The sequence below is a fragment of the Azospirillaceae bacterium genome, from assembly GCA_028283825.1.
Taxonomy (GTDB): domain Bacteria; phylum Pseudomonadota; class Alphaproteobacteria; order Azospirillales; family Azospirillaceae; genus Nitrospirillum.
The window spans coordinates 687,308-700,644 of record JAPWJW010000003.1; the positions used below are offsets into that span (position 1 = coordinate 687,308).

Genomic DNA, 13,337 nt, shown 5'->3' on the forward strand with positions numbered 1-13,337 from the left:
AAACCGAACCGGCCTCAGCGCGTCACGCGTTGAAGTCCAGGCCCCACTGGCTGTAGTTCTCGGCCTTTTCAGCCCAGTCCTCACGCACCTTCACGAACAGCATGACGTGCACGCGGCGGTCCAGGATTTCCTCCAGGTCCGTGCGGGCCGCGGCACCGACAGCCTTGATCTTGGCCCCGCCCTTGCCCAGGACGATGGCCTTCTGGTTGGGGCGCTGCACGTAGATCAGCTGGCTGATCTTCACCGAACCGTCGTCGAACTCCTCCCACGCCTCGGTCTCGACCGCGATGGCGTAGGGCAGTTCCTGGTGCAGTTGCAGGAACAGCTTTTCGCGCGTGATCTCGGCCGCCAGCAGGCGCATCGGCATGTCCGACAGCTGGTCGTCCGGGTACAGCCAGGGGCTTTCCGGCAGGCGGGCGGCCAGGCTGTCCATCAAGTCCTTCAGACCGTCGCCGGTCAGGGCGGAGATCATGAAGATATCGGTGAACACGCCCGTCTCGTTCAGGCTGGCGGCCAGGGCCAGCAGGCGCTCGTACGGGATCAGGTCGATCTTGTTCAGGATCAGGATGGCCTTGCGGTTCGACTGCTTCAGCCGTTCCACGATGCCGTTGGTGTCGTCATCCACCCGACGCGAGGCATCGACCAGCACCGCCAGCAAATCGGCCTCTTCCGCCCCGCTCCAGGCGGCGGCCACCATGGCCCGCTCCAGCCGCTTCTTGGGCGTGAAGATGCCGGGCAGGTCCACGAACAGGATCTGGGCGCGGTCATGCATGCCGATGCCCAGCACGCGTGAGCGGGTGGTCTGCACCTTGGGGCTGACGATGGAGACCTTGCTGCCCACCGCGGCGTTCAGCAGCGTGGACTTGCCGGCATTGGGGGCGCCAACCAATGCCACGAAGCCGCAACGCATGGGGGCCAGGTCGGGCCCCTCTTCGCCGTCGTCTTCCCCGTCCTCAAAATCGTCTTCAGCGTCGGCGAACGCCTCCTCCCCCGCCTCTTCCTCATGGGTGGGGGCGGCGCCGGCCACCGTGTCCTCATCGGGGGGAAGGCCGTCCTGGCCGTGATCCACTTCGCTCATTACCCTCATATCCTTGAAAAACGACGGGCAGGCATCACCAAGACACCTGCCCGCCGCACCATGGGCGGGTTCATGACACAGACGGCCGGACAACACCAGCGACGGCCCGGCATCCAAGGATTGCACAGTGGGAACCGGTGCAACACCGCCTTGGAAATTTAACACGGGGTGGTCAACCCGAAGGGCTAGGCTCCGCGCCATCGGCCTCGGCCGCGTCAATAGTAACAGGAGCCCGCCTCAATGTCCCTGCCGCATCGCCTCGCCCTCATCGCCCTGATGGCCCTTCCCCTGGCCCCGGCCACCGGCCTCGCCCGCGACCTGGATATCGAGGCGCACCGCGGCGGCCGCGCGCTGTGGCCGGAGAACACGCTGCAGTCCTTCGCCCACGCCCTGTCGCTGGGCGTGACCACGCTGGAACTGGACATGAACATCACCAAGGACGGTGAGGTCGTGATCTCGCATGAGCGGCACCTTAACCCGGACCTGGCCAAGGGGCCGGACGGAACTTACGTCACCGCCCCCACCCCGGCCTTCTTCGACCTGACCCTGGCGCAGATCAAGACCTACGACGTGGGCCAATTGCGGCCCGGCAGCACCTACGGCAGCCACTTCCCCGACCAGCGCCCCATCCCCGGCACCAAAATCCCCACCTTGAAAGAGGTGATCGAGCTGGTGAAGCGGTCCGGCAACAAGACCGTAAAGCTGAACATTGAGACCAAGATCGCCCCCGACCATCCCGAGGACAGCCCGGCGCCGGAAGTGTTCGTGGACAAGGTGCTGGCCGTGCTGAAGGCCGAGAAGTTCGAGGACCGGGTGATCATCCAGTCCTTCGACTGGCGCACCCTGCAGGTGGTGCAGCAGAAGGCGCCGGCCATCCTCACCTCCTACCTCACCGAGCAGGACCCGCGCGAGCCGTCGGTCAGCCTGACCGGCACCAGCGCCTGGACGGCCGGCTTCGACCCCGCCACCCACGGCGGCACCGTGCCCCAGGCCATCAAGGCCGCCGGCGGCAAGATCTGGTCGCCGCTTTACACCGACGTCGACGCCAAGCTAGTGGATGAGGCGCACGGCCTGGGCCTGACCGTCATTCCCTGGACGGTGAACAAGCCGGAGGACATCGCCCGCCTGATCGACATGGGCGTGGACGGCATCATCTCCGACCAGCCGGTGATCCTGCGTGAGACGGCGGCCACCAAGGGCATCGTCCTGCCCAAGGGCTACCCGGTCGATGCCGTGGCCAAGAAGCACTGACCCCCAATGGAAATGGCGGAGGCCTGCGTCCGGCGCGGGCCTCCCCAACGTCGCTTGCCCATCGGCGGGACCATCGCTAGTATCCCGCCCACATCAAGAGTTGGGGCGACGCCCAACGCCAACCTGCCGCTCCGGGCAAGGTGGCACCCCGCGAGGGGGATGGGGCCCGCCGGCAACAAAACGGACGAAGCCACTAGCGTCGCCCTCATGTGTAGGGAACGACGTAGAAGTGCCGATCACCATTCCGGATGACCTTCCCGCCCGCCGCATTCTGGAAGCGGAGGGTGTCGATGTGATGCGCGAGACCGACGCGGTGCGTCAGGACATCCGGCCGCTGCGCATCGGCCTGCTGAACCTCATGCCCAACAAGATCAGCACGGAGACGCAGCTGGCCCGCCTGCTGGGTGCCAACCCGTTGCAGATCGAGCTGACGCTGGTGCGCATCACCGACCACGTGGCGCGCAACACCCCGGCCGATCACCTGGAAGCCTTCTACCGTCCCTGGAGCGATGTCAGCGCCCAGCGTTTCGACGGCTTCATCGTCACCGGCGCGCCGGTCGAACGGCTGCCGTTCGAGGATGTGCGCTATTGGCCGGAACTGCGCACCATCTTCGACTGGACGCAGACCCACGTCCACCGCTGCCTCACCATCTGTTGGGCGGCGCAGGCGGCCCTGCATCATTTCCACGGCGTGCCCAAACATGCGCTGAATCAGAAGGCCTTCGGCGTCTTCCCCCACCGCAACCTGGCCCCGGCCTCGCCCTACCTGCGTGGATTCTCCGACGATTTCGACGTTCCCGTCTCGCGCTGGACGGAGATGCGAAGGGAGGACATCCCCACCGACGGCGGTTTGCGCATCCTGGCGGCCAGCGACGACACCGGCGTCTGCCTGGTCGGTGACCCGGACCACCGCGCGCTGCACATGTTCAACCACCTGGAATACGACACCAACACCCTGGGCGACGAATATCGCCGCGACGGTGGCGCCCAACTGCCCGCCAACTACTTCCCCGGCGGTGACCCCACCCGTACCCCGGGGAACCGGTGGCGCAGCCACGCGCACCTGCTGTTCGGCAACTGGATCAACGACATCTACCAGACCACGCCGTTCGACGCGCTGGCCATCGGCCGCTAGGAACTCAGAACCCCAAGACGGCGTTTTCCAGCGGCAACTGATGTCGGCGCGCCTGCGGTGGCGCGTCGGCGGTCCAGGCGCCACCGGCATCGATGGCCGCCGTGTCGGCCACGGTTCCTTCCAGGGTGAAGGCATCGAAGACGAAGGGCAGGCCATCCGCCGCCGCCGGATGGTCCAGGTCCGTCACTTGCAGGTGCAGGTGCGGCGCGTCCGACTGGCCGGAATTGCCCAGCCGGCCGAGCACCTGGCCCTTTCGCACCGCCTGCCCCGGCCGCACCGTCAGGCTGCCGGGGATCAGGTGGGCGCACATCACCGACACCGCACCTGCGCGCAGGATCACCATGTTGCCGGCGATGGTGTCCAACGTCGCCTTCTGCGCCGGCGGCTGCCCCGGAACGTTGTCGGGCAGGCCATCACGCACCACCGTCACCACACCGTCCGCCACCGCCAGCACCGGCTGGCCATATCCCGGCCAGGATTCGTTGCGTCCCTGCTCACCGGCGAACTCCCGCCCCTGACCATCCAGTTGCACGAAATCGATGGCATAACGCTCCGGCACGCGGACCTGACCGTCCACCACCATCAAGGTCGTGCGGTGGATGGAGGTGTTGGACAGGGCGTTGAAGGCCACCCAACCACCGCCCCTCAACGGGGCCGACAGTACCGTTGGCTCCCATGTGTTCACCGGAACGGCGACACCGGTGTTCAACGTGGTGTCGGGCAAGCCGGGCTTGAACGGGGCGATGGTCACGCCCAGGCGCAAGCCCGCCAATGCCTGCGGCGTAACGGCGGTGTCGGCCAGGCGCACGTCGAACAGCGCGACAGCGAAACTGTTGCCCTGAAGGGTGGCCGCCACCCCATCGCCTGAAGCGCGGCCCGGTCGCTGCAGCAAACCATCCAGGGCCGCCCCCTCGAAGCGGCCGAAGGCATCCGGCGACGAAGCCGTGCCCAGGTGCACGGTCGCCAAAGTCATCGGCAGGGCCGCGTAGTTGCCGATGACCGCCTCGAACACCAGATGCGCGCCATCGGTGGTGGGTACGACGCCGGCCGGGCTCAGGATGCGGATATCCAGGGGTGTGATCGAATGCGGAGCCGTTTGCGCCCCGGCAGCAACGGAAATCAGTGTCGCGAAGACAGCGGCAAGGACGCGTGCGGGGGAACGGCGGACCACGTCTGCTCCGGCATCAGGGGGATTCAACCGAAGATGCACGGTAATCGGGCGGTTTAACAGCCGCTTCCTTGACCCGCCGCCTTCTCACTATCGAAGGGATTGATAAATAACCGAATGACCACTGTTCAAAAGCATAGGAAACAATAAAAACAATTTTTAGCTAAACTGCGAACATGATGCGCACAGCAACACAAAAATACTTATTGAAAATTACATGGCCCTCGCCCATAGAGTTAACGGCACGTTTCAAAAGGGGTGCAACGCCATGGGATCCTTGACGCGCCCGCAGGGGATAGAAATGGTTGCCAATCAATGCCTTCTGACGGCCGGCGTTGGCGTTGCAATTAATAGCGTGAGCTATTTGGACGGGTCCGTTTCTATTGGGGACAGCTCCAGTCCCGGAACCGAACCCTTCTTCCTTGGCGCTTCCCCCAAAATCACGCTTGAGTTGGATTGCGACCGGACGGGATCGGCCGTGTCGGCGCAAAACTTCATCCGGATGTCCGGCGGCAACGCCAACAACATGTTCACCAACATCCATTCCGGGGACACGCCGCCGCCGGATTTCCCGGCCTTGCTCAATTTCTGTTTCGGCTACATGGTTTCGTTCATGGTGAACAACCGGCAGTCGTTCCTGTGCGAGCTGTATTTCGGGCAGGGGCATTTCGATACCAATTTTTCCAGCGTGAACAATTGGTGGATCGGCTCCCCCAGCATCGTGGGCAGCGGCAGCGCCGCCAATCTGGGCAACGTCATCCAGATCACTGGCAACGGCACAGACGGCTTCACGTTCAGTGTCTGAACCCGGCATGCCTGAACGGATGGGCGCCCTGCTCATCTGCCTTCAGTCCAGCCCGGTCTTGCCCGGCGCCCAATAGGCCTTGGCCTTGATGCGTGATGGCGCCACGCCGCCCGCCCTCAGGGCCCGGTTCGCCTGCTGGATCGATTGCGCCTTGCCGGTCAGCACAAAACGCGCGCCATGATCGGCAAAGCGCCACAGGGCGGCGGTCGCGGCCTCAAGATGACCATCGTCCGGCCGGCGCTCGACCAGCGCCGCACCGCCCAGCCCCACCGCATCCAGGACGGACTGGGCCTCGACTTTGTCCGACACCTCAAAGACGCTGTTGAGGCCGCCGCCCAGCGTGGCGCGTAGCGACACCGCGAGCGCGAAAGATGTCTCGTCCCCGAACAACGTCAACGGTGTTCCGAACCCGAACAGGGTCAACGGCGTCCCGAAGCCGACAAGATCCAGGGACCGGCGCGGCCCCATGAATTGACAGGCGGCACCCGCGCGCAAGCGGCTGGCCCAGCGGCTGCCCGGGCCGTCGCCGTGCGTGAAGATCAGCAGGTCGGTGGCGCCCCGGTCGTTGTCCCAGGAAATCGGCGTGTAGGTGCGGGCGCTGAGCCCCGTCCCCATCGCCACCTGGATCTTCTGCCCCTGTTCCCAGGCGGCATCGACCAGTTCCTCACCCTCCAGCCGAACCCGGCGAAAGTACGGGGACAAGCTCTCGACCGCGGCGACGCGGGCGGTACGCATCAACCAGCGCCTCAGGGTCTGCGCCACCCGGCCGGGCTGCGGTTCCAACTCACCAGCCCCAATCAAGGCATCCGGGCTTTCCATTTCCATCTTCCCCCAAGTGGATGTTCCACGCCGGGCAGGTAATGGATAGGCCCCGGCATCCGACTTAGGTAAGCATGGGACGGCTTGGCGTCATTGGCCAACTATGCCAAACAATTTCGAAAATCAGCCAACCGGTGGCTTTAATCCAGGCGCTGCAGCAGTTGCGCTGCCGCGGCCTTTTCCGCCGCGCGCTTGGAGGCGCCGGTGGCCATCTCGCTGCCCTTGCCCTGCACCGCCACGCGCACGGTGAACACCGGCTCATGGTCCAAGCCGGTGCGCGACACCTGCTCATACACCGGCAGCGGCAGGCCGCGGCCCAACGCCCATTCCTGCAGGGCGGTCTTGGGCTCGATCGGCGGCAGTTCGGCGGCGTCGATGCGCCCCGCCCAGTGGCTGCGGATGAAGGCGGCGGCCACGTCCAGGCCGCCATCCAGGTACAGGGCGCCGATCACCGCCTCGCAGGCATCCGCCAGGATGGGCGGGCTTGGTACGGCCGCCGGCATCCGCCTCACCCGGCGCCAGGCGCAGATAGCGGCCCAACTCCAAAGTCTCTGCCACACCGGCCAGGGCCTCGGCGCGCACCAGCGCCGTGTGGCGCTTGGCCAAGCCCCCTTCGTTCTCCTCCGGGAAACGCTCCAGCAGCCATTGGGCGATCACCAGGCCCAGCACCCGATCGCCCAGGAACTCCAGCCGCTCATAATGGCCGCCGGCGGGGCGCGGGCCCCGGCCGATGCCGGCCACGCTGGGATGGGTCACCGCCTCCAGCAGATAGCGGGCATCAGCGAAGGTATGGCCCAGCGCCAGGGCCAGGACGGCGATGTCCTCACCGCCGGTATCCAGTTGGGCGGAGGTGCCCATGGCCTTAATGCGCCTTGTTGAAGATCTCGCCGAAGCGGATGGCGGTCGGCCACTTCCAGATTTCCCAGAAGTGCACCCCCTCCTCCAGCGAGAAGAACTTGAACTGGGCCTTGCCCACCAGGTTCTCCAGCGGGACATAGCCGACGACGTTCAGCACCCGGCTGTCCTGGCTGTTGTCGCGGTTGTCGCCCATGCAGAAGATGTGGCCCTCGGGCACGGTGTAGACCGGCGTGTTGTCCAACCCGCCGTCGTCGCCCATGATCTCGATGATGGTGTGCTGCACGCCGTTGGGCAGGGTCTCGATGTAGCGCGGCACGGAGGTGGGATGGCCGAACGGCGTCTCCATGTTGTAGTCCTCGATGCGCTCGCGCTTCACCGCCTCACCATTGATGTGCAGGATGCCGTCGATCATCTGGACGCGGTCGCCGGGCAGGCCGATGACGCGCTTGATGTAATCCTGGCTGGTGTCGGTCGGCAGGCGGAAGACCACCACGTCGCCCCGCTCCGGCACGCTGCCAAAGACACGGCCATGGAACAGCGGCAGGCTCAGCGGCAGCGAGAAACGGCTGTAGCCGTAGCTGAACTTCGACACGAAGACATAGTCGCCGATGAGCAGGGTCGGGATCATGGAGCCCGAGGGGATGTTGAACGGCTCGAACGCCACCGTGCGCACACCCAGCGCGATGATCAGGGCGTAGATGACCGTCCGCACCACGTCGGCCCAGCTTTCCGCCTGCGGTTGGGTGGCCGCGCGGCCGACGCGATCATTCTGGCTCATGGGACGAAACAACCTCGTGAAACCGGCCCGTATGTGGGGCCGCATAAAGGGAAGTGGCACCGATCTAGCGGCCCCACCGGAATTTTCAAGCGATACCGTCCTGTGGAACCGTATCGGCCGGCACCGCCGTGATGATGACGAAGGCTTCCGCCAAGGGGGGTTCATCCGTCAAGGTCAGATGGATACGGGCCACCATGCCCGGCGGCGTCATGGCCTTCAACCTCTCCGCCGCCCCACCGGTGAGACATAATGTCGGTTGGCCGCTGGGCAAGTTGACCACGCCCATGTCGCGCCAGAAGACGCCGTCGCGAAAACCGGTGCCCAGGGCCTTGGAGCAGGCCTCCTTGGCGGCGTAACGCTTGGCATAGCTGGCGGCGCGGCCGTTGGACTTGGCGCGGCGCTCCGACTTCGCCTGTTCCACGTCGGTGAACACCCGGTCGATGAAGCGCTGGCCGAAACGGGCCAGCGTCTTTTCGATACGGGTGATGTCGATCAGGTCGTTGCCGATGCCCAGGATGACGTTGCCGGGTTGAAAGGCGCCGGGCGTCATCATCCCGCGCGCGCCTGGTCCATCAGCGTCCGCATTTGGCGGATGGCGGCCTCCAGCCCCACGAACACCGCCTCCCCCACCAGGAAGTGACCGATGTTCAGTTCGCGCACCTGGGGCAAAGCGGCAACCGGGATCACGTTGTCGAAACGCAGGCCGTGGCCGGCATGGCATTCCAGCCCGATCTCGCCGGCGTGCCGGGCGGCATCGGCCAGACGGCCCAGTTCAACCTCAAGCTCCACCGCATTCTCGGCATCGGCGTAGCGGCCGGTGTGCAGTTCCACCACCGGCGCGCCGATGCGCCGGGCGGCGTCCAACTGCGCCAGGTCCGGCGCGATGAACAGGGAGACGCGGATGCCGGCGTCGTTCAGCCGGCCAACGATGGGCGCCAGATGATCATAACCGCCGACCACGTCCAACCCGCCCTCGGTCGTGCGTTCCTGGCGGCGTTCCGGCACCAGGCAGGCGGCGTGCGGCCGATGGCGCAGGGCGATGGCCAGCATCTCTTCCGTCGCCGCCATCTCCAGGTTCAGCGGCAAGGAGATTTCCGACATCAGGCGGTCGATATCGCTGTCGCGAATGTGGCGGCGGTCTTCACGCAAGTGGGCGGTGATGCCGTCGGCACCGGCGTCGGCGGCCACGTGGGCTGCGCGCAGCACGTCGGGGTGGGCGCCGCCGCGGGCGTTACGGATGGTGGCGACGTGATCAATGTTGACGCCCAGGCGCAACCGGGCATCGAACGGGACCGGACTGACGGTCATCTTATTCTCCAGCCGGCTTGGGCTCATGCCCCAGCATCGGATGTTGGTGACTGACGGCGATACGGTGATGCTTGTAACGCGCGATCAGCGGCCGCAGCACCAGAAAAACCAGCGGCCAGGTCAAGCCGGCGGAGAGGAAACCGCCCACCGTCATGGGCGCCACCACCTGCCAGGCGCTGTGGCGCAGCATGTGCCAGGACAACTCCATGGGCCCATGGCCCGCCGGCTGCATGTGCAGCACGAAACAGCCCAGGCGGTATGTCGCCAGCCAGATGAAGGGCCACGTCACCGGATTGCCGAACAGCGTACCCAGCAGCGACGCGGCAATGGATCCGCGCAGCATCCAGGCCAGGGCGATGGACAGGGGGAAGTGCACGCCCATGAAGGGCGTCATCGCCATGGACACGCCGCTGGCGAACCCGGCGGAGATACCGTAGGGCGTGCCGGGCACCCGGCCGACCCGGTGCATCCAATAGCGGCCGACACGGCGCCACCCCATCCTGGGCAGCACCAGTTCCTTGACCACCTGGGCGAACGGCTTCTTTACGCGACGGCGAAACATAAACCAGCAGCCCCCGGCTTGGGTGTCAGCGCCCCAACAATCTTGCACTGTTTTAGACTTAGGCACGGCGGCGCGCCAGCGCTGTATCGCCTTTGGGCAGGTTCACCGAAATGGTCAGCCCGGACGGGCCCCCGATGAGAACCCGCGGTCATGGTCTCAGCGCCCCCGGGCGCGATCGACGGAATTAATCACCGGTGTGGCCCGCAAGGCCGCGATAATATTGGTCAGATGCTTCACGTCGTGCACGTCGATATCGATCAGCATCTCGAAGAAGTCGGTGGTGCGGTGGGTGATCTTCAGGTTGGTGATGTTGCCGCCGTTCTTGCCGATCACCGTGGACACGGTGCCCAGGCTGCCCGGCTCGTTCGCCACCACCACGGTGATGCGCCCCACCTTCTCGTCCTGGCCATCCGCCTCATTATCCCAGGAAACGTCGATCCACCGTTCCGGACTGTCGTGGAAGCTTTCCAGCGTCTCGCAGTCGATGGTGTGGATGGTCACACCCTTGCCGGTGGTGACAATGCCGACGATGCGGTCGCCCGGCAGCGGGTGACAGCAGCGGGCGTAGTGCACGGCCATGCCCGGGATCAGGCCCTTGATGGGCAGCGGGCTGTCCTTGCCCTTCGGCCGCGCCTTGCCGCGCGTCAGCTGCACCACCTTCTCGTCGGGGGTGATCTGCTGCTGCGCCTTGTGGCCGGGGAAGACGGCGTTGAACACGTCGCGGGCACCGGCCAAGCCGGCGCCGATGGCGGCGATCAGGTCATCGGCCGACGGGAACTGGAAGATCTTGAGGACGCCGTCCAGCGCCTTGTCGGAATAGTCGTACCCTTCCTGGCGGAAGATCTTCTGGATCATCGCCCGGCCCAGCTCGATATGCTGGGCACGCTGCTGGGTGCGGATATAGCGACGGATGCGCGCCCGCGCCTTGCCGGTGACGACGAAGTTTTCCCAGTCCGGCGATGGCGTCTGCGCCTTGCTGGTGACGACCTCCACCTGGTCGCCGTTCTGCAACTGGCTGCGCAGCGGCTGGATGCGGCCGTTGATCTTGGCGCCGACGCAGGTGTCGCCGATCTGGCTATGCACGGCGTAGGCAAAGTCCACGGGGGTGGCGCCGCGCGGCAAGGCGATCAGGTCGCCCTTGGGCGTGAAGCAGAACACCTGGTCCTGGAACAGCTCCAGCTTGGTGTGCTCCAGGAACTCTTCCGGCCGGACCGCGTGCTCCAGGATGTCCAGCAGTTCGCGCAGCCAGCGGTATTGGCGGCCTTCGGTCTTGGGCTGGCTGCCATCGGACTTGTAGGCCCAGTGGGCGGCCACGCCCAGTTCGGAGACCTCATGCATCTCGGCGGTGCGGATCTGCACCTCAATGCGCTGACGCTCCGGCCCGATCACCGTGGTGTGCAGCGAGCGGTAGCCGTTGGGCTTGGGCGTGGAGACGTAGTCCTTGAAGCGGCCCGGCACCACCGGATACCGCGCATGGATCACGCCCAGCGCCTGGTAGCACTGCTCAATGGACTCGACCGTGATGCGGAAGGCCATAACGTCGGACAACTGCTCGAACGTCACGTTCTTGCGCTGCATCTTGCGCCAGATGGAATAGGGCGCCTTGCGCCGGCCCGACACGGCGGCATTGGGCAGGCCGTTCTCGTGCAAGGTATCCACCAGTTCGTGGATGATGCGATCCACGCGGCCGGCCCCCTGCTCCTCCAGGTCCGTCAACCGCTTGGTGATGCTGTCGTAGGCGTCCGGGTTCAGTTCCTTGAACGACAGTTCCTCAAGCTGGTCCTTCCAGCGCTGGATGCCGATGCGCTCGGCCAGCGGCGCGTAGATTTCCAGCGTCTCGCGGGCGATGCGCCGGCGCTTCTCCGGCTTGGACAGGTAGTGCAGCGTCTGCATGTTGTGCAGGCGGTCGGCCAGCTTCACCAGCAGGACGCGGATGTCTTCCGACATCGCCAGCACCAGCTTGCGGAAATTCTCCGCCTGCTTGGACTGGTCGCTTTCCAGGTTTTGCAGTTCGATGCGCGACAGCTTGGTCACGCCGTCCACCAGGCGCGCGATCTCCGGCCCGAACAGGCGCTGCACCTCTTCCAAGGTGGTCAGCGTGTCCTCGACCGTGTCGTGCAGCAGGGCGGTGACGATGGAGGCGCTGTCCAGCTTCAGCTGGGTTAGCAGCCCCGCCACTTCCAGCGGGTGGGAAAAGTAGGGGTCGCCGGAAGCGCGCTTCTGCGACCCATGCGCCTTCATGGAGAAGACGTAGGCACGGTTGAGCTTGTCCTCGTCCGCGTTGGGATCGTAGGACCGGACCCGCTCAACCAGCTCATACTGGCGGATCATAGGGAACCTGCCTCGCGGGCCATGCGGCCGCGACAGAGCATCATGCCTTGGGAAAGAACAATGGGGACCTGGCGCTCAGACACGTCCAGCCCCATCACCGGCTCAGAGACCCTCGTCGTCGCCGAGGTCGTCACCCGCGACCGCGTCCTCGGCGGCATCGCCTTCGGCATCGGCGCCCAAATCGTCATCCTCGCCACCGGCCGCACCCTGGACGGCCCAGGCCTGCTCACCGGCCATCAGCTCGATGATCTCTTCCTCGGGCTCGTCCTGCTCCTGCACGCGCTGGTGGCCCTTGATCAGGGCGTTCTTGAGGCTGTCCAGCACCACCGTCTCGTCCGCGATCTCGCGCAACGCAACGACCGGGTTCTTGTCGTTGTCGCGATCGACCGACAGCGGCGCACCCGCCGCCACGTCCCGCGCGCGCTGGGCGGCCATCATGACCAGCTCGAAGCGGTTCGGAACCTTCAGGACGCAATCTTCAACGGTAACGCGGGCCATACCTTGCTCACTCCAAAAACGAAACGAACGCCGCGCAGGCGTCGCACACCATCTCATAGTTATAAGGGGCGGATTTCGCCGTTGCAAGGAAGGCGACGCCGCGACGCCCGCATAATTGCCCCGCCCCTCACATCCTTTCCGTCATCTGGCCCGGCGGCAGGGCGGCGATAAGCGCATCCACCGACAGGCCCGAGACGGGATGGCGCCAGCCCGGCACCAGGTCACGAAGGGGCAACAGGACGAAAGCCCGCTGGTGCATGCGCGGATGGGGCAGCACCGGGGCGGTTTCCCGCACATAGCCGCCATAAGCCACCAAATCCAGATCCAGGACACGGGCCTCGTTCACCTGCCGCCGCACCCGCCCGAACGCTTCCTCCACGGCATGCAGGCGGGCCAGCAGGGCCGGCGGGTCCAAGTCCGTCGCCACGCTCAGCACGCCGTTCACGTACCAGGGCTGGTCCGACAGGGGCACCGGCGCGCTGCGATACCAGGGGGAGAGCGCCGCCACGGACACCCCCTCCCCGGCCAGCGCAGCCACGGCCGCCTCCACCACCTCGCGCGGGCCGCCAATGCCGGGAACCGACAAATTTGAACCGACACCGACCAGAATCATCTCAACACCCGTGCAACGTCGCTATTCCACACCCTTCGAAGTCAGGCATGCGACATCAAGGAGGTAGGATAAATCCATCCGATCGGCCTAAACACAATTGCCGAAAATGAGAACGCATCCCCCGAAAGGCCAG

Annotated in this window: 13 protein-coding genes, 1 pseudogene and 1 riboswitch; of the genes and pseudogenes, 3 read left to right on the forward strand and 11 right to left on the reverse strand. The window is 65.7% G+C overall.

Features of this window, described 5'->3' with window-relative positions; genetic code table 11:
• Nucleotides 1–22: 22 nt before the first annotated feature.
• Nucleotides 23–910 (reverse strand): GTPase Era, encoded by an 888-nt coding sequence (gene era / locus PW843_15135; GenBank protein MDE1147934.1) that lies wholly within the window; start codon nt 908–910, stop codon nt 23–25.
• A 408-nt stretch (nt 911–1,318) separates the two neighbouring features.
• Here era and PW843_15140 point away from each other — a divergent pair, with 408 nt between their 5' ends.
• Both PW843_15140 and metA read left to right on the forward strand, forming a co-directional pair.
• Nucleotides 1,319–2,329 carry a glycerophosphodiester phosphodiesterase gene (locus tag PW843_15140; protein MDE1147935.1) on the forward strand — a complete coding sequence of 337 codons (1,011 nt, stop codon included), beginning with the start codon at nt 1,319–1,321 and terminating at the stop codon, nt 2,327–2,329.
• Between the two features lie 85 nt (nt 2,330–2,414).
• Nucleotides 2,415–2,519: riboswitch (SAM-I-IV-variant riboswitch) on the forward strand.
• 39 nt (nt 2,520–2,558) lie between these two features.
• Complete coding sequence (gene metA / locus PW843_15145; GenBank protein MDE1147936.1) at nt 2,559–3,464, forward strand: homoserine O-succinyltransferase; 906 nt, start codon at nt 2,559–2,561, stop codon at nt 3,462–3,464.
• Nucleotides 3,465–3,468: 4 nt separating this feature from the next.
• On the opposite strand, the gene PW843_15150 is transcribed toward metA, so the two are convergent.
• Nucleotides 3,469–4,635 carry a M23 family metallopeptidase gene (locus PW843_15150; protein ID MDE1147937.1) on the reverse strand — a complete coding sequence of 389 codons (1,167 nt, stop codon included), beginning with the start codon at nt 4,633–4,635 and terminating at the stop codon, nt 3,469–3,471.
• A gap of 214 nt (nt 4,636–4,849) precedes the next feature.
• Here PW843_15150 and PW843_15155 point away from each other — a divergent pair, with 214 nt between their 5' ends.
• Nucleotides 4,850–5,437, forward strand: a complete 588-nt coding sequence (locus tag PW843_15155; GenBank protein MDE1147938.1) for a hypothetical protein — start codon at nt 4,850–4,852, stop codon at nt 5,435–5,437.
• Nucleotides 5,438–5,479: 42 nt separating this feature from the next.
• Here the strand turns inward: PW843_15155 and PW843_15160 are convergent, their stop codons facing one another.
• The 9 genes and pseudogenes from PW843_15160 to folK all read right to left on the reverse strand — a co-directional run bounded on the left by PW843_15160 (nt 5,480) and on the right by folK (nt 13,204).
• Nucleotides 5,480–6,256 (reverse strand): siderophore-interacting protein, encoded by a 777-nt coding sequence (locus PW843_15160; GenBank protein MDE1147939.1) that lies wholly within the window; start codon nt 6,254–6,256, stop codon nt 5,480–5,482.
• 140 nt (nt 6,257–6,396) lie between these two features.
• A pseudogene (gene rnc, locus PW843_15165) lies at nt 6,397–7,114 on the reverse strand (ribonuclease III).
• A 4-nt stretch (nt 7,115–7,118) separates the two neighbouring features.
• A complete protein-coding gene (gene lepB / locus PW843_15170) occupies nt 7,119–7,892 on the reverse strand; it encodes a signal peptidase I (GenBank protein MDE1147940.1) in 774 nt (257 codons plus the stop codon).
• Nucleotides 7,893–7,977: 85 nt separating this feature from the next.
• Nucleotides 7,978–8,442, reverse strand: a complete 465-nt coding sequence (acpS, locus tag PW843_15175) for a holo-ACP synthase (GenBank protein ID MDE1147941.1) — start codon at nt 8,440–8,442, stop codon at nt 7,978–7,980.
• On the reverse strand, nt 8,442–9,200 hold the full coding sequence (locus tag PW843_15180) for a pyridoxine 5'-phosphate synthase (GenBank protein MDE1147942.1): 759 nt from the start codon (nt 9,198–9,200) through the stop codon (nt 8,442–8,444). The genes acpS and PW843_15180 overlap by 1 nt, the downstream gene beginning before the upstream one ends.
• Nucleotide 9,201: 1 nt before the next feature.
• The gene (locus PW843_15185; GenBank protein MDE1147943.1) at nt 9,202–9,762 is read right to left on the reverse strand and encodes a DUF2062 domain-containing protein; all 561 of its coding nucleotides are present in this window, start codon (nt 9,760–9,762) and stop codon (nt 9,202–9,204) included.
• A gap of 156 nt (nt 9,763–9,918) precedes the next feature.
• Entirely contained in the window at nt 9,919–12,093 is a 2,175-nt protein-coding gene (locus PW843_15190) for a bifunctional (p)ppGpp synthetase/guanosine-3',5'-bis(diphosphate) 3'-pyrophosphohydrolase (protein MDE1147944.1), read from the reverse strand.
• Between the two features lie 102 nt (nt 12,094–12,195).
• Nucleotides 12,196–12,591: a DNA-directed RNA polymerase subunit omega gene (rpoZ, locus tag PW843_15195; protein MDE1147945.1), complete on the reverse strand. Its 396-nt coding sequence runs from the start codon at nt 12,589–12,591 to the stop codon at nt 12,196–12,198.
• 127 nt (nt 12,592–12,718) lie between these two features.
• Nucleotides 12,719–13,204 (reverse strand): 2-amino-4-hydroxy-6-hydroxymethyldihydropteridine diphosphokinase, encoded by a 486-nt coding sequence (gene folK / locus PW843_15200; GenBank protein MDE1147946.1) that lies wholly within the window; start codon nt 13,202–13,204, stop codon nt 12,719–12,721.
• Nucleotides 13,205–13,337: the final 133 nt, after the last annotated feature.